The 20,624-nt window shown below is 71.9% G+C and carries 23 protein-coding genes; 6 read left to right on the plus strand and 17 right to left on the minus strand.

What is annotated here, in order from left to right; genetic code table 11:
* Nucleotides 1-91: 91 nt before the first annotated feature.
* From ABZ495_RS31860 to ABZ495_RS31870, 3 genes are all read right to left on the minus strand, one after another.
* The gene (locus ABZ495_RS31860) at nt 92-313 is read right to left on the minus strand and encodes a helix-turn-helix domain-containing protein (protein WP_359839337.1); all 222 of its coding nucleotides are present in this window, start codon (nt 311-313) and stop codon (nt 92-94) included.
* Between the two features lie 226 nt (nt 314-539).
* A complete protein-coding gene (locus tag ABZ495_RS31865) occupies nt 540-1,682 on the minus strand; it encodes a hypothetical protein (RefSeq protein ID WP_359839339.1) in 1,143 nt (380 codons plus the stop codon).
* A 37-nt stretch (nt 1,683-1,719) separates the two neighbouring features.
* Complete coding sequence (locus ABZ495_RS31870; RefSeq protein WP_359839341.1) at nt 1,720-2,631, minus strand: hypothetical protein; 912 nt, start codon at nt 2,629-2,631, stop codon at nt 1,720-1,722.
* A 250-nt stretch (nt 2,632-2,881) separates the two neighbouring features.
* Here ABZ495_RS31870 and ABZ495_RS31875 point away from each other — a divergent pair, with 250 nt between their 5' ends.
* Nucleotides 2,882-3,331, plus strand: coding sequence for a hypothetical protein (locus ABZ495_RS31875; RefSeq protein WP_359812270.1), 450 nt, complete (start codon nt 2,882-2,884; stop codon nt 3,329-3,331).
* Between the two features lie 65 nt (nt 3,332-3,396).
* On the opposite strand, the gene ABZ495_RS31880 is transcribed toward ABZ495_RS31875, so the two are convergent.
* The 10 genes from ABZ495_RS31880 to ABZ495_RS31925 all read right to left on the minus strand — a co-directional run bounded on the left by ABZ495_RS31880 (nt 3,397) and on the right by ABZ495_RS31925 (nt 13,934).
* A complete protein-coding gene (locus ABZ495_RS31880; protein WP_359812272.1) occupies nt 3,397-4,305 on the minus strand; it encodes a hypothetical protein in 909 nt (302 codons plus the stop codon).
* A gap of 133 nt (nt 4,306-4,438) precedes the next feature.
* Nucleotides 4,439-4,717: a hypothetical protein gene (locus ABZ495_RS31885; protein ID WP_359812274.1), complete on the minus strand. Its 279-nt coding sequence runs from the start codon at nt 4,715-4,717 to the stop codon at nt 4,439-4,441.
* A 110-nt stretch (nt 4,718-4,827) separates the two neighbouring features.
* Nucleotides 4,828-6,168: an extracellular solute-binding protein gene (locus ABZ495_RS31890; protein ID WP_359839343.1), complete on the minus strand. Its 1,341-nt coding sequence runs from the start codon at nt 6,166-6,168 to the stop codon at nt 4,828-4,830.
* 35 nt (nt 6,169-6,203) lie between these two features.
* Nucleotides 6,204-7,130: an ROK family protein gene (locus tag ABZ495_RS31895; RefSeq protein WP_359812240.1), complete on the minus strand. Its 927-nt coding sequence runs from the start codon at nt 7,128-7,130 to the stop codon at nt 6,204-6,206.
* 40 nt (nt 7,131-7,170) lie between these two features.
* Nucleotides 7,171-7,860: a hypothetical protein gene (locus ABZ495_RS31900; protein WP_359812237.1), complete on the minus strand. Its 690-nt coding sequence runs from the start codon at nt 7,858-7,860 to the stop codon at nt 7,171-7,173.
* 86 nt (nt 7,861-7,946) lie between these two features.
* The gene (locus ABZ495_RS31905) at nt 7,947-9,263 is read right to left on the minus strand and encodes a family 16 glycosylhydrolase (protein WP_359812234.1); all 1,317 of its coding nucleotides are present in this window, start codon (nt 9,261-9,263) and stop codon (nt 7,947-7,949) included.
* A gap of 226 nt (nt 9,264-9,489) precedes the next feature.
* Nucleotides 9,490-10,779: a Gfo/Idh/MocA family oxidoreductase gene (locus ABZ495_RS31910; protein ID WP_359812231.1), complete on the minus strand. Its 1,290-nt coding sequence runs from the start codon at nt 10,777-10,779 to the stop codon at nt 9,490-9,492.
* Between the two features lie 55 nt (nt 10,780-10,834).
* On the minus strand, nt 10,835-11,668 hold the full coding sequence (locus ABZ495_RS31915) for a carbohydrate ABC transporter permease (RefSeq protein ID WP_359812228.1): 834 nt from the start codon (nt 11,666-11,668) through the stop codon (nt 10,835-10,837).
* Nucleotides 11,665-12,663, minus strand: a complete 999-nt coding sequence (locus ABZ495_RS31920) for a sugar ABC transporter permease (RefSeq protein WP_359812225.1) — start codon at nt 12,661-12,663, stop codon at nt 11,665-11,667. Before ABZ495_RS31920 ends, ABZ495_RS31915 begins: the two co-directional genes overlap by 4 nt.
* Complete coding sequence (locus ABZ495_RS31925) at nt 12,660-13,934, minus strand: extracellular solute-binding protein (RefSeq protein WP_359839345.1); 1,275 nt, start codon at nt 13,932-13,934, stop codon at nt 12,660-12,662. Before ABZ495_RS31925 ends, ABZ495_RS31920 begins: the two co-directional genes overlap by 4 nt.
* A gap of 265 nt (nt 13,935-14,199) precedes the next feature.
* Here ABZ495_RS31925 and ABZ495_RS31930 point away from each other — a divergent pair, with 265 nt between their 5' ends.
* On the plus strand, nt 14,200-15,411 hold the full coding sequence (locus tag ABZ495_RS31930) for an ROK family transcriptional regulator (protein WP_359812297.1): 1,212 nt from the start codon (nt 14,200-14,202) through the stop codon (nt 15,409-15,411).
* A 114-nt stretch (nt 15,412-15,525) separates the two neighbouring features.
* On the opposite strand, the gene ABZ495_RS31935 is transcribed toward ABZ495_RS31930, so the two are convergent.
* From ABZ495_RS31935 to ABZ495_RS31945, 3 genes are all read right to left on the minus strand, one after another.
* A complete protein-coding gene (locus tag ABZ495_RS31935; RefSeq protein WP_359812294.1) occupies nt 15,526-15,960 on the minus strand; it encodes a hypothetical protein in 435 nt (144 codons plus the stop codon).
* Nucleotides 15,961-16,190: 230 nt separating this feature from the next.
* Complete coding sequence (locus ABZ495_RS31940) at nt 16,191-16,355, minus strand: hypothetical protein (RefSeq protein ID WP_359812292.1); 165 nt, start codon at nt 16,353-16,355, stop codon at nt 16,191-16,193.
* Nucleotides 16,356-16,824: 469 nt separating this feature from the next.
* Nucleotides 16,825-17,127, minus strand: coding sequence for a hypothetical protein (locus tag ABZ495_RS31945; protein WP_359812291.1), 303 nt, complete (start codon nt 17,125-17,127; stop codon nt 16,825-16,827).
* A gap of 964 nt (nt 17,128-18,091) precedes the next feature.
* Here ABZ495_RS31945 and ABZ495_RS31950 point away from each other — a divergent pair.
* Nucleotides 18,092-18,319: a hypothetical protein gene (locus tag ABZ495_RS31950; RefSeq protein ID WP_359812288.1), complete on the plus strand. Its 228-nt coding sequence runs from the start codon at nt 18,092-18,094 to the stop codon at nt 18,317-18,319.
* 348 nt (nt 18,320-18,667) lie between these two features.
* Here ABZ495_RS31950 and ABZ495_RS31955 read toward each other — a convergent pair whose 3' ends face one another.
* The gene (locus tag ABZ495_RS31955) at nt 18,668-18,955 is read right to left on the minus strand and encodes a hypothetical protein (RefSeq protein WP_359812285.1); all 288 of its coding nucleotides are present in this window, start codon (nt 18,953-18,955) and stop codon (nt 18,668-18,670) included.
* A gap of 76 nt (nt 18,956-19,031) precedes the next feature.
* Here ABZ495_RS31955 and ABZ495_RS31960 point away from each other — a divergent pair, with 76 nt between their 5' ends.
* The 3 genes from ABZ495_RS31960 to ABZ495_RS31970 all read left to right on the plus strand — a co-directional run bounded on the left by ABZ495_RS31960 (nt 19,032) and on the right by ABZ495_RS31970 (nt 20,546).
* The gene (locus ABZ495_RS31960) at nt 19,032-19,307 is read left to right on the plus strand and encodes a hypothetical protein (RefSeq protein WP_359812283.1); all 276 of its coding nucleotides are present in this window, start codon (nt 19,032-19,034) and stop codon (nt 19,305-19,307) included.
* Between the two features lie 59 nt (nt 19,308-19,366).
* On the plus strand, nt 19,367-19,495 hold the full coding sequence (locus ABZ495_RS31965; protein WP_359812280.1) for a hypothetical protein: 129 nt from the start codon (nt 19,367-19,369) through the stop codon (nt 19,493-19,495).
* Between the two features lie 439 nt (nt 19,496-19,934).
* Nucleotides 19,935-20,546 carry a hypothetical protein gene (locus ABZ495_RS31970; RefSeq protein WP_359811038.1) on the plus strand — a complete coding sequence of 204 codons (612 nt, stop codon included), beginning with the start codon at nt 19,935-19,937 and terminating at the stop codon, nt 20,544-20,546.
* The last annotated feature ends 78 nt before the right edge of the window (nt 20,547-20,624 follow it).

Raw genomic sequence — 20,624 nt, forward strand, 5'->3', positions numbered from 1 at the left:
AGGCCCCACTTTCATGCCCTGCCGACCAGAAGATCACCCGACCGAGTCGGCAGACTCGAACTCACGATCACCAAGATCGATAGAGCAACGGCTAGTTAGGCACGCTCGCCGGACCCGCCGAGCGCAGGGCAGCGGTACCACCCTCGCGCCAGGACCGTCTCCAGCGTTCCACCGACCGCTCGCTGACCCGCAGGTCACGGGCGATCGACGCGGTCTTCTCGCCCGCCTCGAACCGCGCAGCGGCCTCCAGCCGCACCTGTTCACGAAACGCCCGCCGCTCAGCGGTCAGGCCCCCACCCTGCGCATACCGCACACCATTGGCATACCGCAGGGATCACTACCTGTCACCACCGACAACAGAACGAAAATCTCAGTAATCGAGGGCGGCCGTTGTCGGTCTCAAGGTCCTCGACCGGCACCAACCGCGAGGTCGGCGTGGCCCCATCAGCAATCAGGCGCATGCCGAGATGGTCCCACGCGGTGCGGCGCCACGACGGGCCAATCCAGAAGGCCAACAAGCCGGAGGTTGAGGAACAAGCTCAGAGATTCTGGATGTAGGCGCGGTGCACGGTGTGGGCGGCCTGCTGCGGAGTGGTGTGCAGGGCCGCCTCCTGGGTGGCGGGGTCGCCGAGGAAGTAGCCCTCGATCACGGCGACCCAGCCGTTGCTGCCATCGAGGCCGCGCTCGACCCAGCCGACCGGATGCCCCTCGCCGAGCACCACCAGGACGTCCGGCTGGACCGTCCATCCGGCCAGCGCCCAGTTGTAGCCGAACACGCCCGCATCGAGCGGGATGTGGACATCCATGCTGCGGGGCAGGCCGCGCAGCAGCGGGTCGCTTGGCACGGTCACCGTCCGGTCCGGCTCCGCGGGCTTGGGGGCGTCGGCGCTGCGCTGGGTCAGGTGCCGGTCGACCAGGTCGCGCAGCCCCACGCCGCCGGCCGGAACCGGCGTTTCTCCCCGGGGCAAAGCGGGCGCGGTTTCGGCGGGCCTGGCGGCGGGCGTTGTTTCGCCCCGGGGGACAACGGTCGCCGAGGGGGCGCTTTCGGCGGTGGGGGCGCCACCTTGTCCCATGGGCGTCTCTCCCCGGGGGGATTGGCCAGCGGGTATGCCGTCCGGATCCGGGGCGCCAGTCGCGGGGCGGGGAGCGGGCACGGCGGCCGCCGCTGTCCCGGCCGCCCCGTGGGCGGCGCCGAGGCCGGACCGGGTTTCGCCCCGGGGCGTTTCGGAACCCTCCGGGGCAGATTGTCCCGCCGCCCGGGCCTGGGTGGGGTGCTCGGTGAGCATCTGCTCGACCAGCTCGCGGTGGCGCAGCATCACCGAGTAGGCGGAGTGCCGGACATCGGCGGCGGCCTGGCGTGCAAGAGCCGCGTCGCCGTCGCGGGCCGCGCGGTCCAGCTGGAGCAGCAGCAGCCGGTCGTGCCGGACCAGCTCCTCGCCGAGGGTGAGCAGCTCGGCGGCCGACGGGTCGTCGGCCAGGCCGTTGGGGAGCGCCGTTTCGCCCCGGGGCGTTTCGGCGGCCGCCGCGAGGGCCTGCTCCTGCTTCTCCTTCTCCCGGGCACGGTCCGCTTTCGACGAGCACCTCTTCGAGCAGTACTTCGGCCGGCGGCCCTTGCCGGCCCACGCCAGCTCCGTGCCGCACACCGCGCAGGTCGGACCGCCGAACAGCATCGGCTCGGACACCGCGTTGACCCCCGGGGGAGAAACTCATGCCCGGATGCTAGCCCCGCGACCAGCGATGTTTCCCCCCGGGGTGAAGCGGGCGGGTATCGGCGCCGCCCCTTGCGCGGCGCCCGGGCCGTACCGTCCCCGTTGCGCACCCTCGTTGCCCCCACGCCGCGGCCGGTTGTCCCGCACCGCTGCGCAGCGCGGCGGGAGTGCTGCCCAGCGCTGCAGTTCCGTGCGGCAAGGTGACTGCCTGCACCCGTGACCGTCCGGTCCCGCGCGGGGTTGCACCGGTATGACGACATCGCTTCCCGCCCCGGTGCCGCTCCACACCTCGGCCCTCGAAGAGGCCGAGGCCCCCGAGGGCCGGAAGCAGGCGCGGCGCGCGGCCGGCCTGGCGGCGCTGCACCGGGCCGCCGAGGCGGGTGAGGCGGCGGCCCGGTGGGTGCGCGGGCTGGCCGGCCGTCAGTGCGAGGAGGAGCACGCCCGGCTGCTGGAGCGCGCGGCCGCGGCGATCACCCGGGCGAGCGGCCGCGAGATCATCCCCGGCAGCGAGGGCCTGCTGACCGAGGAACTGCGCTACACCCTGGCAGCGGACATGATCCTCGGTGCCTCGCACACCACCGGCACCCTGCCGGAGCTCCACCGGGGCGAGCGGCTCGCCCCGGTGACGGTGTGCGCGCTCGCCGCGGCGCTCCCGTCCTGCGTCCTCGGCGACCTGGCGCGCGAGCTCACCCTGCTCGCCGGCGAACTGGATGCCGCCACCGAGGCCGGCCGGAGCGCCACCGCCGCCGGCGACGCCCGCGTGCTGCCCCTGCGACAGCTGCGGGCTCTCGGCCACGAGCACGGCGATCCGCTCGACCGCCTCGCCTACCGCAGGGTGTTCGACAGCGCGGTCGAGTCCTTCGAGATCGCCCTGCACTACCAGGACGACCGCGGCGAGGAGGCCTGCGAGGAGGCCCTGCACAACGCGCTCGCCGCCGCCGGCCCCGGCATCGCGGCCGCCGCCCTCCTGCGGGTGGCCAGCGACCGCGCTCGGCCTGGACCTCGACCAGTGGGAGCACCTGCACCGCCTCGCCGCCGAACTGGACCTGGACGTGGTCGAGGACCTGGGCGGCGCGAACGGCGACGGCACCACCGACACCGACGACCGCCCGGCCGAGCCGGCTGCCGGGTGAGCGGGACCACGCGGCGCGGTCTCGCCCCCCGGCGCCCGCGTGGGGCGGATCCTGTCCGCCACCGTCCGACCGCCCCGCACCCCGCCCTCCTGGTCACCCGCCGCCGTCGACGCCGACCTGCGCACCGCCCTGGACGCCTTCGGGCAGCAGGCCGCCGGCTGGTACGAGGTCTTCGCGGACTTCGACGAGGACGTCCTGGCGGAGGCCGCCACCGAGGCCCGCGCCTTCCGACGCGACCCGGCCGCCGCCGTCGACCAGCTGGTGGCGGACCTGGTCCGGCAACTCGCCGACTGGGACCGTGCGCTCGACCGGCTCGGCGAGACGCTCACCGCCGCCGCCCAGGGCCGGCCACTGCCCGACTGGGCCGCCACCGCCGCCCGCACCGAAGAGCTCCGACGGCGCCGCGCCCGCCAGACGCTGCTGGAGGCCACCGCCCTCCACCACCACCGCGGCCCCGCTCCCGACCGCCACACCTGCCGCCCATGGTGAGCCCGCCACCGGCCCGCCGGCCGGGAGAACGAGGCGGGTGGTCTTCGCCGCGTCCCCGGACCCGGTTAGCGGGCCGGTGGCTCCACCTCCGAAACGTCCCCGTCGGTGAGGTATCCGGTGACGCCGAGCCTCTCCCACATGTCGACGATCCCCTGGCCGAGCTCCTGCAACCGGCTGTCCACCTCGGCGAAGTCGGACAGCGAGGGGATGACAGGCCCGCCCTCCAGCAGGCGGGCGATGGGGCTCCACACCGGCCCCAGGTAGAGCACGACCGCTGGGTGGTCGGGAGCAAAATCAAGGATCCGCCCTCGCTCGGCGGTGCGCTCCAGCGCGTCGGCGTAGCCCACCACCTTCAGGACGTTCCCGGTCTCGGCGACCAGCCGGTTGAACATGTCGAAGACGTCGATATCGCCGTCGAGGCGGGAGCCGACGAGGTCCGGCCAGCCGGGATGGACGACGGGGCCCAGCAGGTCGGCGAGGGCGTAGCGGTACCGGTCCCCCATCACCAGCTCAAGGTTCATGATGATCGAGGAGTCGGGGCTGCTGACTACGCCGCCCTTCTGCGGGGCCTTCATCAGCCGGTCGGAGAGCAGCTCACAGCGGTACTCGTCGGCAGTTTCGAAGGCCCATATCGCGCCGATCTCCGGCAGCGTCTGGTCGCGGGTGGGGTAGGGCGGTCGGGTACCGGCCGCGGCGCGCAGGCGCCCCAAGAAGACATGGCCGTAGTCGTGGAGGACAGTGTGGATCCACGCCAAGAGGTCGAAGTCGTCGGCGGTGGTCGCGTCAACGAACACCTCGACCACGGTGTAGTCGCGTTGTACAGGGGTCGTCTTGCCGCCGACCGTCCCGCCGCCGAGCCGCTCGGGGGTGAAGCCGACCTCGCGGTCCGCGATCGAGGCGTCGAAGTCACCGGAGAGCACGATCGTCAGCTCGAAGGGCGGTACCGACCACGCTTCGGCAGCGACCTGGGTCATCAGGGAATGGATGAGCGTCAGATGCTGGGCAAGGTCGCCTCGAGCGCCGTGCTCCTCAATCACTGCCAGCGGGTAGTAGTCGACGCCGGGCAGGTTACTAGCCGTAGCGGCGCTGACCCTGCCGACGAACCGATCAGCCCTCCTCTTCGAACTGCTTGAGCAGCGTCCGGCGCACGTCCAGCGCGGCCGACTTGGCAGCGATCTCCGACGCCCAGGCGGCGAGTTCCACCGCGAGGTCCGCCAGCGGCTTGCCCGTGCGCATGTTGCTCTCCTGGTACTGCGCGTGGACGCTGTGACCGCGGCCGCCACCGTTGTGAAGCTCCAGGTAGCCGTCGGAGATCCCTCTCATCGCACCGGCAAGATTGGACTCCGCCAGCGCGATCTCCTCCCGGAGCCGCTCGAGCAGGTTCAAGTCCTCATCCACCGCATCACCCATAGGTCCAGGCTCGCAGCAGACCCCGCGCCCCCGGGCCCGATTACCCAAAGAGGCAACCCGCAACCCGCCGGCCGCGTCCAGGGGCCTCACGGCCCACTGCCGGCCCGCTCGTGGCTCCTCGCCCAGTCGCTCTGGAGCGCGTCGAGGAAGGCGGGACCGGTGGTGGCGCTCTCGATCAGCCGCTGGGTCTGGATGGTGAGGGTGTCGTTCATGGTGGCGGTGCTGTTGGCGAAGAAGTTCACCAATCCGTCGCCCTTGTTGACGACTCCCCAGGCACTCGCGATGTCGTTCATCACGTTGCCCTCGGTGCCTTTGACGGAGTCGGCGTGGGCCAGGGGGAGGAAGCCGGTGTTGAACTGGATCTGGGCGGCTTCGGGGGTGTTCATGAAGTCGAGGAACGCGGCCGCGAGGTCGGGGTTCTTGGCTTTGGCGGGAATGGCGTAGGCGACCGAGGTGCCGATACCGGTGGCCCTGCCGCCGGCTCCGCCGGGGAAGGGGATGAAGCCGACCCTGCCGTGCATGGCGCGGTCGATGTTCTGGGCGTCCCAGGAGCCGTCGAAGAGGAAGAGGCCCTTGCCGCGGGTGAACTCGGCCACTGCGGCGGTGAGGCCTGAGGCGTTGGCCCTTTCGGGCAGGTAGCCCTTCTTCGCCCAGTCGGCGAGGGTGTTCGCGGCGTCGGTGCCGCCCGGCGTCCTGATGGTGGCTCCGGCCTTGCCGTTGACCCAGTCGCTGGTCCTGGCGGCCCCGTCGGTGGCGTCCACGATGGACTGGACGATGAAGGAGGAGTGGCCCTGGAGGTTGCCCAGCTGGACCGGGAGCTCGCCGGCGGCCTTGGCCTTGGCCAGCGCCGCGTCGAAGTCGGCGCGGGTGGCTGGCGGCGCGATGCCGAGCTTCGCCGCGAGGTCCTTGTTGTAGTAGACACCGACCACGGAGAACCCGGCCGGCGCTGCCCACAGATGGCCGGTACCCAGCTGCCTGCCGTCGTCGGCGGCCCGCCACTGGTCGAGTTCGGCCGACGGGTACTTGGCGTCCCAACCGTACAGGCGGGTGTAGTCGTCAAGACTTCTGACCGCGCCCGACGCCGGCGCGGTGCCCAGGTCGTTGAGCAGGACGAGGTCGGGCGGGTTCTTCGAGGCGAGCATGGTTTCGAGCTTGCCGTCGTACACGTCGCGGGGTTCGTAGTCGAAGTCGACGACGATGTTGGGGTGCCGGCTGTGGAACGTGACGCCCAGGAGATCGGTCAGCCCCGTGTTCTCGGAGCTGGCGATGGTAAGTGTGGCGGTTCCGGGGGGGACTCCGGTGGCGGCCGGTGGAGGGGGGGCGCTCCGGCGCGCGGGGGCGGCCTCACAGGCTGCCGGTCCGAGCGCGGCGGCGGTGACGGCGGTGATCACCACGGCGAGGCGGCCGACAGGTGGATGGGTGTGCACGGAGGCTCCTGTGGTCGTGCGACGGGGGTGGATGCTCAACTACGGGTGGAGGAGATGCCTCCCCGGGCGAGGAGGGCGGCTCCGATGCAGCCGGCCTGGTCGCCGAGGAGGGCCTTGAGCACGGCGGGCCGCCGCTGGAAGGTGAGCCGCTCCTCTAGGGCGTCGGTCAGCGGGCGGATGAGGAGGTCGCTGGCCTCGCCGAGGCCGCCGCCGACGACGATCGTGTCCGGGCCCAGCGTGGTGGTGAGCGCGGCCAGGACGCCGGCGAGGGCAGCGACGGCACGCTGCCAGACCGCCTGGGCGTCGGGGTCGCCGGCTCTTACCGCGGCGGCCACGTCGACGGCGCCCTCGACCGCACGCCCTGTGCGCTCCCCCAGGGCCTTGGCGAGGGCAGGCGCGGCGGCGACGGTTTCGAGGCAGCCGCGGTTGCCGCACGCGCAGCGGGCCGTCCCCCCGGGAACGGTGATGTGGCCGATCTCGCCGGCGTGGCCGCCGCTGCGCAGGAGGAGGCCGTCGGTGATGAACGCGCCCGCGATTCCGGTGCCGATCGCGACGAAGAGTGCGTGGCGAGCTCCCCGGGCGGCGCCCAGAGTGGCTTCGGCCAGGGCGCCGGCCCGGACGTCGTGGCCCACGGTGACGTTCAGACCGGTATGCCGACGCAGGACCGCGGCCAGCGGCACCTCGGAGAGGCCGAGGTTGGCACTGTAGTGGACGTGGCCGAGGTCGTCGTCGACGATTCCGGGTACGGCGACGCCGGCGTGGGTGACGGTGATGCCGTGTTCGGCGGCGAGCCCCGTCAGCCGGTCTACGGTGGAGGTCACCGCGGCCAGCACGGCGCCGGCTGCGCCCGTTCGCGGGGTGGCGCTGCGCAGGGTGCGCACCGGCCTGAGGTCGGGGCCGATGACGGCGCCCTTCATGCTGGTGCCGCCGATGTCGAGGGCGATGACGTGGTGGGCGTTCACTTCCGCCTTTCTCGGGTGAGCCGGTGAGCGGGTGAGCCGGTCAGCCGGTGGGCTTGGGCAGGGCGGGTGCTTCGAGGGGGTTCTTCTCGATGGCCGTGATGGCCCAGGTCTCGCCGGTCCTGGCCAGGCTGACGGTGCGGTGCTGGGCGTAGGGCTTGTTCAGCTCGAGCCTGTTGGCGCTCAGATAGGCGGGGTCGGCCTCGGTGAACTCGATGGTGCTGTCCATCTGGACCTTGGCGGTGGCCATGTCCAGGGGGAACGTGGACACGTACCAGGCGATACTGACCTGGTGTGTCACGAGGTGGTTGGCGGTGAACAGGGCGGCGAGTTTGGTGTCGTACTGCTTCGAGCGCAGCTGGTCCGCGAAGTCCCTCTGGTAGAAGGCGAACTCCTGTGCGGTGCTGTCCGTGACGGTGCGGTGGTCGCGGTTGTCGACCGTGCCGGAGTGCAGGACCACGGTCTTGCGGACGGCGGTCACCACCGGGTCGTCGTCCCTGAGTTGGGAGACCGTCTTTCCGTCGGTGTCGATGACGTGCCACAGGCTCTGGCCGGAGTGGTCGGGGGCCTGGGGGGTAGTGGCGCGCACGGCCGGGGCGGGGACCTGGCCCGCGGTGCAGCCGGTGGCGGCGAGGGCGGTGACGGCGAGGGCGGCGGCCGCCGTGAGCAGGGCGGGCCTGGTGGGCATGGCGGGTCTGGTGGGTCGGGTGGGCATGGCGGGTCTGGTGGGCATGGCGCTCCTTCCGGTGCGGGTGCGGGCCGGTGTGCGGCCCGCACCCGCGGCGGCCCGGGATCAGGTCGTCCCGGGGGTGGCGTTGGTCAGGAGGCGGGTTCGAAGGTCCACTGGCTGGTCCACCAGGTGCTCGGCGCGGCGCCGTGCTGGAGGGAGCCGGTGAGGTCCTCGGTGTGGGCGTAGGTGCCGGTGGACCGGTTCCTCAGCCGGGCATAGCCCGCGACGGACTCCTCGCTCCACTGGCTGGTGGTGTCGGTGGCCGGGAGGCTGCCGTAGTGGACGATGGCGTCGCCCGTGGTGGTGTCCATGTACTCCCCCGTCCACCGGTTGCGGTAGCGCAGGTACCCGTCGCTGGTGGTCTCCCTGGTCCACTGGCCGCTCCAGTAGGTGGTGGGGACATTGCCGTACTGGACGTTGCCGGTCTTGTTCTCGACGTTCAGGTACTGGCCGGTCTGGTGGTTCCTGATCCGCTGGTAGCCCTCGGAGTAGCCGGCGCTGTTCTTGAACACTCGGACGTAGTCGACGTTCCAGTTCTTCGGCCAGACGTCGTTGTGCTGGCCGGAGCCGGCGTCGGTGTAGATGCCGAGGATCATGCCCATCGGCGAGTTGGGGGCGTCGTTGACGGTCTTGTAGAGCTGGTTGTCGTAGTAGAAGTTGAGCTGGGTGGGCGTCCAGTCCATGCCGTAGACGTGGTACTCGGTGGTGGGGCTGCCGCTGGGGACGGTGGTGTCCGACAGGTACCAGGAGGAGAGGAAGTCGGGGTCGCTCCAGCCGTACGCGGCGATGCGCCAGTTGGCCGGCTTGGAGAAGAACGTCTCGATCATGTCGATCTCGGAGTTGGCGTTGGCGCTGGTGGTGTCGTCGGTACCGACCAGCCAGAAGGCCTGGTGGCCCCCGCCTCCGACGTTCGAGTTCTTGGCCCGGATCTCGAAGTAGCCGTACTTGGTGGAGTAGCCGTTGAAGTCCGGCTCGTGGTGGTCGTTGGGCATCGCGTCGTTGAAGCGGTGCCACCAGTCCTTCTCGTAGGACTGGATGCTGGATATCTTCACCGTGCCGTCGTACTGCGAGTTCCACGCCGGGGTGTCGGCGTCGAGCCGCTCGGTGAGGTTGCCGTTGGCGATGGTGTAGCGGGCCTGGGCGTTCTGCGGCGTCGAGGTCCAGTGCGGCAGGTAGGACGGCAGCCACTTGTTGGTGTTGAGCGTGCTGCCGTCGAACTCCTCGTCGAAGTCCAGGGTGTACCCCGACTTGGTGGTGGGGTTCGGCGGGAAGTCGGCGGCCTGTGCCGTGGTGGGCAGCACGAGGACCGTGGCGAGGACGACGCTGAGGGCCGCGGTGGCGAGCGCCGTCCGTCCGAACCGGGGCGCGGGGGTGGTGGGCGGCGTGGTGCCGCGGTGTCGGGCCATGGCGGTTCCCTTTCGGGGGGGTGGGGGTTGTGCCTGGCTTCCGGTTCTGGGTGGGCTGGGTGCAGGACCGGAGATCGCGGGGTGGCTGCGGCGCCGTGGGGGCGGGGGCGGGGCCACGGTGGGAGGGGGTGGGCGAGCGGCGGTGCGGGCGCCGGCCGGGCGGGCGCTCGTCGTCCCGTCGGCGGCGTCACCCGGGGTGGCGGGACCGGGCGGGTCGGCCGTGTGGTCAGTCCGTGAGGGTCTGGACGGTGCCGGTGTGGCGGGCGCGTTCGGCGGCCCAGGCGACCAGATGGCTCTCCAGGCTGGTGGCCGGGTCGGAGAGGATGTGCGAGCGGTCACCGGAGGCGAGGGCGTCGAGGAAGGCGTCGACCAGGCGTGAGTCGCCGCCGCCGTGGCCGCTGCCGGCGTCCGGACCGTCCACGCCCAGCACCAGGGTTTCCTCCTGGCCGGTGAGGAAGTCGGTGACGGTGGCGTTGACACCGTCACCGTCGAGGGAGCCGCGGGTGCCGAAGATGCGGGTCTTGCGGTGGGTGAACGGCGTGAAGGCGGTCATGGTGAACGAGGCAGTGGCGCCGCTCCCGTACTCCAGGTTGACGACCTGGTGGTCGACCACGTCGTTGTCGCAGGCGTACACGCAGCGTCCGTACGGGCTTTCGCGTAGGGCCTGTTCGACGCCCTCGGGCGTGCGTGCGTCGGTGACGGCCGACAGCGGCCAGCGCTCCCGGTCGGGGTCGCCGAGGCAACCGAGGTAGAGCCGCTTCGCCGAGTAGGGGCAGCTCGGCTCGACAGGGCATTCCAGGCAGTTGTCGGCCGCGGCCGCGGGCCGGTTCTCGGGGCGGAAGTGCATCAGCGAGCCGAAGGAGGAGACCTTCCGCACGGGTGTGCCGACGATGTAGGAGATCCAGTCCAGGTCGTGCGAGGACTTGGCCAGCAGCATCGGGCTGGCCTGGTCCTCCCTTCGCCAGTTGCCGCGCACGTAGCTGTGGGCCTGGTGCCACCAGCCCACCGGCTCCAGGTGCTCGACGCTGACGATGTCGCCGAGGCGGCCGGAGGCGACGATTTCCTTCACCGCGGTGGTGTACGGCGTGTAGCGCAGTACGTGGCAGACGGCGAGGATGACGCCGCTCCGGTCCACCGCGTCGACGATCCTGCGGACGTCCGTCTCGCTGGTGGCCATCGGCTTCTCCAGCAAGATGTGGTAGCCGAGTCCGGCGAACCGGACAGCCGGCTCCACGTGGTCGGCGTCCTGGGTCGTGATGATGACCGCGTCGGCCTCGGGCGCGGCTTCGGCCAGGGCCCGCCAGTCGGTGAAGATCACGGCATCGGGGTGCAGTTCCTTCGCGGCGGCGGCGCGCTTCGGGTCGGGCTCGGCGACGGCCGTGATCGAGGCCCGGCCGTCGGCGGCCGCGTGTCCGGCGTAGGTGGTGCCTCGGCTTCCCGCGCCTACCAGCAGCAGGCGCAATTGCTTCACCTGGGTGTCGGCGGGCGGGTGCTGGGCGACGAGAGCGTGGCTCATGACGGTGTGTCCTTCGACAGGAGGGCCCGGGCAGGCCGGGGTGGGAGGCGCGGGGTCAGCCCTTGACGGCGCCGGACAGCATCCCGGCGATGAAGTGCCGCTGGAAGAAGAGGTAGACGGTGACGACGGGGGCGATGACGATCAGCGTCGCGGCGGACAGCAGTGGCACGTCGATGGTGTAGGCACCGACGAAGAAGCCGAGTCCGGCCGGGGCGGTACGTCGGCCGGGATCCTGGATCAGGATCAGGGCCAGCAGGAACTGGTTCCACGCCCAGACGAAGTACAGCAGGCCGAGGGTGGTCAGGGCCGGCCGGGAGCACGGCAGAAGCACGCGCCACAGGATGGTCCAGCTCCCCGCGCCGTCGACGGCGGCGGCCTCGATCATCTCCTTGGGCAGGGCGAGGAACTGCCCGCGCATCCAGAACGCTCCGAACGGCATGAACAGGCCGACCAGGGCGAGGATCAGGGCGAGCGGGGTGTCGATCAGGCCGACCTCCCGCAGGTCGTAGTAGAGCGGCACGACCGCGGCCTCGTACGGCAGGGCCAGGCCCAGCATCAGGAAGCCGAAGAGGACCTTGCGACCGCGGAACGGCATGGTGGCGAAGGCGTATCCGGCCAGGCACGCGCAGACGAGGGCGAGCGGGACGACTCCCCCGGCGATCACGGCGCTGTTGCGCAGGAGTTGGCCGAAGCCGGCGTCCGACCAGGCCCGGGCGAAACTGTCCAGACTCGGGTGGTCGGGCCAGGACAGCCCGGCCACGATGGTTCCCGGGGGGTGGAGGGCGGCCAGCACGATCCCGGCGAACGGGATGACGACAGCGAGGCTGAAGGCTGCCATCACGGCCCGGCCGGCCAGGCCTTGGGTGAACGGGCGGGCGGGGGCGGTCATGACTCCTCCCGGGTGAGTCGGCTGATCGCGAGGACGGCGAGCGCGATGACAACGCTCAGGACCACGGCGAGCGCGCACGCGGCGCCGACCTCACCGTTGGTGAAGGCGAGCCGGTAGATCAGCACGCCGGGGACGGTGGTGGAGTCGCCCGGGCCGCCACCGGTGGTGACGTACACGACGTCGAAGCTGGCGAGTGCGGAGATCATCGTGAGGGTGGCGGCGACGCCGATCTCGGCCCGCAGCCCCGGCAGGGTGACGGCGAGGAATTCCCTGACCGGCCCCGCACCGTCGATCCGGGCGGCCTCGTACAGGCTGGTGTCGATCTTCTGGATGCCGGTCTGGAAGAGGATCAGGCACAGGCCCAGCATCACCCAGGTGCCCACGAGGCCGACGGCCACGTAGGCCCAGGTGAAGTCGCCGAGCCAGGCCCGCGTGACGGAGCCCAGCCCGACGGCACGCAGGATCTGGTTGATGAGGCCGTCCGCGGAGTACATCCACTTCCAGGTGACGCCGACCGCGACCAGCGGCACGATCTGGGGCAGGAACAGGATGGTTCGGCTCACCGGGTAGCGGCGCCCGCCGCGGCTGCCGACCACCGCCGCCAGCAGCAGTCCGATGGCTATCGGCAGCACCGAGTAGAAGACGACGAAGCCGAGCGCGTGGAGGATGGAGGAACGCAACGCCGGGTCGCCGATCACCTGGGCGTAGTTGTCCAGTCCCACCCATGTTCCGGGGGTGACGCCGTCCCAGGCGAAGAAGGACAGCCATATGGTGTGGAGCCACGGCAGGGCGACGAAGCAGGTGTAGAGCACGAGGGCTGGCGCCAGGTACAGGTAGGCGGCCTTGCGGCCGGCCGGCCGGCGGGGGCCGACGCGCAGAGTGCGCGGCGCCCCGGCCGTGCGGGACTTGCGGCGTTCGGGCCGGCCCGCCCCTTCCGGGGCGGCAGAGGCCTCGCGCAGCGCGCCGGGTTTCGCTCGCAGGGGGGTCGTGGTCACTGGTGGCCCTTGGTCCAGTCGCTCTGCAGGGCGTCGAGGTACTGGTCGGGGCCGGTCTTCCCGGCGATCAGCTGCTGGCTCTGGGAGGTGAGGGTGTCGTTCATGGTGGCGGTGCTGTTGGCGAAGAAGTTCACCAGCCCGTTGTCCTTGTTGACGGCGGCCCAGCCCTTGGCCACCTCGCTCATCACGTTGTCCGGGTCGGTCTTGACCTGGTCGGCGTGGGCGACCGGGAGGAAGCCGGTGTCGAACTGGATCTGGGCGGCTTCGGGGGTGTTCATGAAGTCGAGGAACGCGGCCGCGAGGTCGGGGTTCTTGGCTTTGGCGGGGATGGCGTAGGCGACCGAGGTGCCGATACCGGTGGCCTTGTCGCCGGTACCGGGGAAGGGGATGAAGCCGACCCTGCCGTGTGCCGACTTGTCGAGCTTCTGGGCGTCCCAGGAGCCGTCGAAGAGGAACAGGCCCTTGCCCGCGGTGAAGTCGGCGACCGAGCCGGGCAGGTCGGTGCCGTTGGCGCCGTCCGGCAGGTAGCCCTTCTTCGCCCAGTCGGCGAGGGTGTTCGCGGCGTCGGTGCCGCCCGGCGTCCTGATGGTGGCTCCGGCCTTGCCGTTGACCCAGTCGCTGGTCCTGGCGGCCCCGTCGGTGGCGTCCACGATGGACTGGACGATGAAGGAGGAGTGGCCCTGGAGGTTGCCCAGCTGGACCGGGAGCTCACCGGCGGCCTTGGCCTTGGCCAGCGCCGCGTCGAAGTCGGCGCGGGTGGCTGGCGGCGCGATGCCGAGCTTCGCCGCGAGGTCCTTGTTGTAGTAGACACCGACCACGGAGAACCCGGCCGGCGCTGCCCACAGATGGCCGGTACCCAGCTGCCTGCCGTCGTCGGCGGCCCGCCACTGGTCGAGTTCGGCCGACGGGTACTTGGCGTCCCAACCGTAGGCCTGGGCGTACGGGTCGAGGCTGCGGACCAGGCCGGCCCTGACGGTGGTGCCGAGCTTGTTGAGCAGGGCGAGGTCCGGGGCGCTGCCGGAGGAGAGCTTGAGGTTGAGGCTCTTGTCGTAGTCGTCGACGCCCGTGTACTGGAAGTCGACCGTGATGTTCGGGTGCTTGGTGTGGAAGGCCTCGGCGAGGGCCTTGGTGGTGCCGGAGTTCTCGGAGCTCACGATCGTCAGGGTGGCACTGCCGGTGGGCAGCTCCGTGGAGACGGGGCCGGAGGAGGCCGGGGCCCCGGCCGAGCCGCCCGGGGTGAGGCCGCCGCAGGCGGCGAGGCCGGTGGACACCGCTACCAGGAGAGCGCACATGGCGACCGGGCGGGAAGAGCGGCGGAGGGGTCTTACGGACATCTGGGGCTCCTCACGACAGGGACTGGGCCCTGCGGACGGGACGGAAACTACAGATCGATATGTCGAGGCATTTCGAAACTGAGCAGGATGCTAGGAGCGAAAGGGTGCGAAGGTCAATATACTTATGTCGTACTGTTACGTAACTAGATGGCGTAAGCTGCCGTACAAGGTCGCAGGAGGCGGCCGGCAAAGGGGAGGTCCTGTGAACAGCCCAGCTCTCACCGGTGGCGATCCGGCGCTGCTGCGCCGCCTGAACACCGAGGCCGTCCTGCGCGTTCTGCGCAGCGCCGAACCGATGACCCTCACCCAGATCGGCCGCGCCGCCGCCCTGTCCCGCCAGACGGTGGACGTCGTGATAGACGAGCTCGGCGGCAGCGGCTGGATCGAGGAGGTCGCACCGGAGCGGAGCATCGGCAGGCCCGCCCGCCGCTACCGCTTCCGCGCGGAGGCGGCCCACGTCCTGGGCGTCGACATCGGCGTCGGAGGGCTTCGGATGACCCTCACGGACCTCGACGGCACCGTCGTCGCCTCCCGGCACACCGAGATCGCCCCCAGCCACGGCGGAGCGACCCGGTTGGAGGCCGTCCGAACAGGCACACAGCGCTTCCTCGCCGCTCACCCGGACGCCCGACTGCGGGCGCTCTGCCTCGGCGTGCCGGGGATCATCGACGCCCAGGGCAGGGTGCGCCTTTCCACACCGCTCCCCGAATGGAACGGCCTCGACCTCGCCGGCGTCGCGGGCGCCTGGTTCGACTGCCCGGCCTACGCCGAGAACGACGCCAACCTGGCCGCCCTGGCCGAGCACTGGCTCGGCGCGGCGCAGCACGCGGACGACTTCATCCAGTTGATCGCCGGTCATCGCACGGGCGTGGGCATGATGCTCGGCGGCCGGCTCCACCGCGGGCGCGGGGGCGCCGCCGGTGAGATCGGCGCACTCGCCGTCCTCGGCTGGGAGGGCGCCGCCATGAGCGATGTCCGGGAGGCCGAGGACCCCGCCCGCATCTTCGCCGACGCCCAGGCCGGCGACGCCGTCGCCGCCGAGCACGTGGACCGCTTCGCCCGCACCCTCGCACAGGGCATCGCGGCCATGGTCCTCACGGTCAATCCCGACCTGGTGGTCATCGGCGGCGGCCTCTCGCAGGCGGGCGAGGCGGCCGTCGGCCCCATCCGCGGCCATCTTGAGAGCCTCTGCCTGGACCCGCCGCGGGTCGACTCGTCGGCGCTGGGCGTCGAGGCGGTCGCACTCGGCGCCGCCCGCCTGGCACTCGACCATCTGAACGCCCAGCTCTTCGGTCTGCACGGCAGTCCGGCGAACCCGCCCCCGTCCGCTTCCGCTTCCGCCGTGGGCGGCACCGCTCGTCCGCTCAATCGGGACGCCTTCCAGCCCCCTGCCGGGCAGGCCGGGGGGCGCTGAACGAAAGGTGGCCGGACTGTCGGCCCCGGGTCGCGCACCGACGCTCACAGGGCGCCGCGCCACGTAGGGCGGTGGCCTGCGAGCGTCGGTGGGAGTCCGTCTCACCATGGCCGATCACCCTCGGACCACCGCCGGGGCGCGGACCCACTCCACCGTTCCCGGACCCCTGGCCCGGGGTCCGCGCCCCGGCCGCCCCGTCGTCGCCGCGCGCGGGCTCGGCATCTCCACGACCCGGCAGCCCGCCTTCTGCAGTCGCTTCACCGTCGCGGCCGCCGCCGCGTCGTCCAGTGAGAACACCCAGAGCCCCGGAACGAACACCGTCTGGCAGTGGCCGAACTCCGCCAGGGTGATGAGCTGCGCCAGTCGGGGCAGCTCGCCGACCGACGGGCAACCGTTGTCGAGGAAGACGTGCGGGCCACAGAACCCGAGCCCTTCGGCGTACGAGCTCACGGCGGCCCGGTGGTCGGCCATTTCCCACTGGTCGAACGGGTAGCACCGCAGGTACACCGCGCCCACCGCTTTCGGCGGCCTCGGAAGTGAAGTCGTCATGGCCTGCTCCTTGTCGCCGGAAATCACACGGCCCCATGCTCGGGCCTCGCCGCCGGGCGGACTTCGCCGGGAAGGCGCCGCCGTGCGGACCACCGGCTTCGGCAGCCGGATCCCGTCCGTCCACCACCTGCCGATTCCCTCACGTTCCGTTGCGGTCGAGCTGTCTCCTCAGGCTAGGTACGGTCATCCCCACAGGTCAACCATTATCGGAATACTATTACGTAATTAACTTACGCAAATGGATCGATCACTCTGTGTTGCTGATCCTTGGTGGGGACCTTCTTCGCGGTGTAGCGGGCCGGCAGCCGGCACCAGGCGCGGTAGGCGGTGAGCTTGTCGACCAGGGTGCCGTTGCCCTCGCTGTCGCTGTCGCGGTCGACCTCGACCAGGAGCATGGGGCCGTCCGCGCCCGGGTCGCGCAGGACCAGGCCGGCGAAGAGGGAGCGGCGGCCGGGCCGCTTGTACTCGGCCTCGGTGGCGTAGGCGCCGAGGTGTCCGATCCCGGCCTTGGCGAGCAGGCCGGCGGTGGCCGCGACGTTTAGGGCGTGCTCGGAGTACGCGGCGGCCCGCCCGTCCCGGTCCGGGCGCAGCGCGGCGAGCTTCGTCCCCGTCGGGACGGGTGCTTCGGCGTCGCGGCGCCCGGCCGCGGTCAGGCACCACAGCTTGCGCCCGCCGGGAGGCGGAACTCTTCCCGCACCCGGCCGGCCCGCTTGAGGTCGCCGAGCGCGTCGCGCACCGACTTGTCGGACCCGCCCCGCCGTGCGGGCTCAGGCGCTCTGCGGCGCGCCGGTGCTGGTGTGGGAGGCGTCCAGGGCCGGGCCGGTGCTGGAGACCTTCGGGCTGTGGTTGCCGGTGAGGCCCTCTTCACGTGGATCCGGACGGCACGGTCCGGCGGCCGTGGTCAGAGGTTGTGGACGTGGGCCTGAAGGATGCTCCGGCGGCCAGCGCCGGGGTGTCGTGGAGAGCGGCCCGCTGGGTTTCGGGGTCGCCGAGGAAGTGGTCCTCATAGACCGCGACCCAGCCGTCGCCGCCGTCCAGACCGCGCTCGACCCACCCGACCGGGTAGCCCTCGCCGAGGACCACCAGGACGTCCGGCTGCACCGTCCAGCCGGAGAGCACCCAGGCGTAGCCGAAGACCGCGGGGTCGAGGGGGATGTGGACGTCCATGGGGGGGTAGGCCGCGCCGCAGCGGTTCGCGGGGCACCGTCACCGTCCCGGTGGCGGGCTCGGCCGTGCGCGGGCCGATCCAGCCGTCCGTCCGGGGAGCCGGGCGGTCCGTGTCCGGTGTCCGCGCGGCGGCGGCCGGCGGCACCAGGCGGGCGCTCCGGAGGGTGTCGAGGGCCGCACGCTGGTCGTGGCGGGTGCGGGGCCGGCCGAGGTCGCCGATCAGCGGCTCCGTCCGGCCGTCGGCGAGGTGCGACGCCGCGATCCAGCCGCCCGGGCCCCACGGCCCGTCGCCGAGCAGCGCCGCCCAGCCGACCCGGACACCGTGGTGGTGGAGCCGGTGAACGCCGCCGGCCTCCGGCGCCGACCAGGCCCAGGTGGCCCGGGCCGTAGGAGAGGGCGAGGTCGTCCGTGCGGTCCGGCGGGCCGAAGCGGCGCACCGGATCCGAGGTGACGCGCAGCACCGCGTCGGGCTGCAGGCCGGTGTCGTCCGGGTGGGGGACCGTGGAGGCCGGGGCCGGGGCCGGACCGGGGCCGGACCGGGGCCGGGCGGGGCCGGACCGGGGCCGGGCGGGGCGGACGCGGCGGGCATAGGCCTGTTGGTGGTGGCCGGGTTTTCTCCCCGGGGCGTTGCGGGCGCGGTCGCGGTCGGCTCGGTGGGGGGCGCTGTTTCGCCCCGGGGGGCAACGGCGTGTGGCGGGGCCGGCTCGGCGGGGCGGGCGGCGCGCTGTCCGGTGGTCGTTTCGCCTCGGGGTGATTCGCCGTCGGGCCGGGCGGCCGGGGCCGGGAGAGTGGCTTCGGGCCGGGCGGCGGGCACGGCGGCCGGCACCGCCGCGGCGGCCACCGGGGCGGGGCCGGGAGCGGTGCCGCTCTCTCCCCGGGGCGTTTCGGCGGGCCCGCGGTCGGGTCGTCCCGCCGCCCGGTCCTGGCTCGGGTGCGCGGCGAGCAGCTGCTCGACCAACTCGCGGTGGCGCAGCATGACGGCGTAGGCGGAGTGCAGGGCGTCGTCGGCGGAGTGCAGGGCGTCGTCGGCGGCTTGGCGCGCAAGGGCGGGGTCGTCGTCGCGGGCCGCGCGGGCCAGCTGGAGCAGCAGCAGTCGGTCGTGCCGGATCAGCTGCTCGCCGAGGGTGAGGAGCTCGGCCGCCAGCGGGGCGTCGGCCAGTCCTTCGGGGAGCCCGGTTTCACCCCGGGGTGAAACGGCGGCCACCACGAGAGCCTTGGTCTGCTTCCCCTTCTCCCTCGCGCGGTCCGCTTTCGAGGAGCAGGCCTTCGAGCAGTACTTCGGCCGGCGGCCCTTGCCTCCCCACGACAGCTCCGCGTCGCACACCGAGCACGTCGGCCCGCCGAACAGCACCGGCTCGACCGGCGCGGACGCGGCATTAACCCCCGGGGGAGAAACTCATGATCGGAATGCTAGCCAGGCGACCTGCCGGGTTTCTCCCCGGGGGGAACCGCTCCCCCGCGGTGGCCGCCCGGACAGGGCCGGCCCAACCGCGCGGCGCCGGGGCCGTGACGGGGCCCTGCTGGATGGCGGGGCGATGGATCAGTGGTTCTGGCCACCGCGCGGCAGCGGGATCCACTCCACCGATGCCCGGCCGGGGTCGTCCTGCTCGGCGGCGGCGACCGTGTGGTGGAGCCAGTCGGGCAGGTGGGCGGTGAAGACCAGGTGCCGCCGGCGGAAGAGCCCGCTCTCGCCCGGGCGCCGGGTCTCCTGCTCCTGGACGAAGCGCAGCACCGGCGGCTCGGGCAGGGCGGAGTCGCCGGCCTGCTGCTGGTCCTCTACGCCCAGCAGATCGCCACCATCAGCCGCCTCACGGTCGCCAACATCCACCTCGACAACGACAAGGCCCGGCCCGGCGTGGCGAATCGGCTGATCCGGGCGGGGGTGAGGGGCCAAAATGGTCCGCGTGCAGACGCAGTGGGTGCAGCAGTTCCGGAACTGCCCGGATAGCGAGGACATCGAGGCCCTGGTCCTGGCCGAAGAGGCCGAGCGGGCCCAGCAGGTGCTGGCCCGCGAGCGCGAGGGCGCCGGCGGCCTGGTCGACGGGTACGTCCTGCAACGCTTCGACGCCCAGAGCCGCACCGCCCTCTACACATGGGTGCGGGCCGGGAGTGCGGAGCAGGTCGCGGCGTACCTGCTGGACCTGCTGGCCGAGGTCTGCCCCGTCGAACGGCCGCGGTAGGCCGGCGGGCCCGCACCGTTGCGGCCGGCCCTGCCGGGCGCCCACGAGAAACCAGGACCGTGCCGGCCTGGCTGGACCCGCGGAGCACCACCGGCGCCTCGCTCGTCAGCACCGTCAGCCGGACGGCCAGCCGGATCCTCGCACCGAAGCTCCTGGCCCTGTGGGAGCTGCTGCGCGGCTGGGAGTAGCCGCAAACGGGTGGGGCGGTCTGCGCCCACCCGGGAGGGCGGGCGGCCGGGCCGTGTATGGGCCCGGCCGCCCCGAGGCTGCGCCGCGCGGGCCCGGACGCAAGGGGGTGTGCGTGCCGGCGGTGCGAGCGCGGCGCAGTCGCGCGCCCTGGTCGGAGCGCTCTGACGAATTTCGGTGCGGCCCGGCACCGCTGTCAGCAGAGCTTGCCCGCCAGTCGGCTACCTGCAGGCTTCGGCCACTGGTGAGTGCTCGTTGTCTCCGCGTGTTCCATATCCGCCGAGGATGACCCTTCGGAATTGACCGTTCCACCCAGTTATGGGGCATTTTTGACTTGAGATCTGGCGCCGCCCCGCACGGTATTCGCGCCTGGAATTGGAGGCGATGTGCAGGATATGGCCGGAGCAACCCAAGGGACGTCCCTGGCGCATGAAATGCGTCATGGCCGAGAAGGCGCTGGTCACCGCTGACTGCGGCCGAGGAGAATCGGAGCCTCAGAAAGGGGGTTTCTCAATGAAGCCGAGCTCTGTCATCGGCCTGCTGGGCGCCTTGGCACTCGCCGCGGGAACGCTCATGGCCGGCTCGCAGGCGCAGGCCGTCACGGGAGACATCCTCTGCACGGTACCAAGCAGTGACTCCTCGACGTACTCGCCGCCGCTCGGTCTCACACCGGCCAGCACCATCGTGACCATAACCCGGGACCTGAACACCTGCACCTCCCTGAGTGTGCCCGCCATCACTTCGGCACCCATGACGGTGCATCAGGTCTTCATCCCGTCTTACTCCTGCCTCACCCTGCTCAGCACCGCCGCCACCACCATCAGCTTCACCTGGGACAACGGCGCGACGTCCGTCGTCACCGGCACCCGGACCGTGACTCTCGCCGCCGCCGCGATCACAACCACGGTGACGGGAACGGTTACCTCCGGCCTGTTCGCCGGCGACTCAGTCGTCTACCAGCTCGTCGGCCCCTCCGCCGACGTCATCGCCTGCACGCTCGGACTGGGGACCGTCTCCCGGATCGACAGCGTAGCCACCCTCACCATCAACTGAGTCTCCACGTCCGCAGGTTGACGACCGACGGATCAGGTGTGGATGCACAGCTGCCAGAAGTCGGGCTCCCTCCTCGCC

Origin of the sequence: Kitasatospora sp. NPDC005748 (assembly GCF_040630735.1) — a bacterium.
GTDB lineage: Bacteria > Actinomycetota > Actinomycetes > Streptomycetales > Streptomycetaceae > Kitasatospora.

What these genes read in the sequence shown, in the direction of transcription:
- ABZ495_RS31880 (WP_359812272.1), bottom strand. Translation starts at nt 4,305, where the DNA reads ATGACCCAGGTCGCTGCCGAAGCGTGGTCGGTACCGCCCTTCGAGCTG.
- ABZ495_RS31900 (WP_359812237.1), bottom strand. Translation starts at nt 7,860, where the DNA reads ATGCCCACCAGACCCGCCATGCCCACCCGACCCACCAGACCCGCCATG.
- ABZ495_RS31905 (WP_359812234.1), bottom strand. Translation starts at nt 9,263, where the DNA reads ATGGCCCGACACCGCGGCACCACGCCGCCCACCACCCCCGCGCCCCGG.
- ABZ495_RS31910 (WP_359812231.1), bottom strand. Translation starts at nt 10,779, where the DNA reads ATGAGCCACGCTCTCGTCGCCCAGCACCCGCCCGCCGACACCCAGGTG.
- ABZ495_RS31915 (WP_359812228.1), bottom strand. Translation starts at nt 11,668, where the DNA reads ATGACCGCCCCCGCCCGCCCGTTCACCCAAGGCCTGGCCGGCCGGGCC.
- ABZ495_RS31935 (WP_359812294.1), bottom strand. Translation starts at nt 15,960, where the DNA reads ATGACGACTTCACTTCCGAGGCCGCCGAAAGCGGTGGGCGCGGTGTAC.
- ABZ495_RS31940 (WP_359812292.1), bottom strand. Translation starts at nt 16,355, where the DNA reads ATGCTCCTGGTCGAGGTCGACCGCGACAGCGACAGCGAGGGCAACGGC.
- ABZ495_RS31945 (WP_359812291.1), bottom strand. Translation starts at nt 17,127, where the DNA reads ATGGACGTCCACATCCCCCTCGACCCCGCGGTCTTCGGCTACGCCTGG.
- ABZ495_RS31970 (WP_359811038.1), top strand. Translation starts at nt 19,935, where the DNA reads ATGGCCGAGAAGGCGCTGGTCACCGCTGACTGCGGCCGAGGAGAATCG.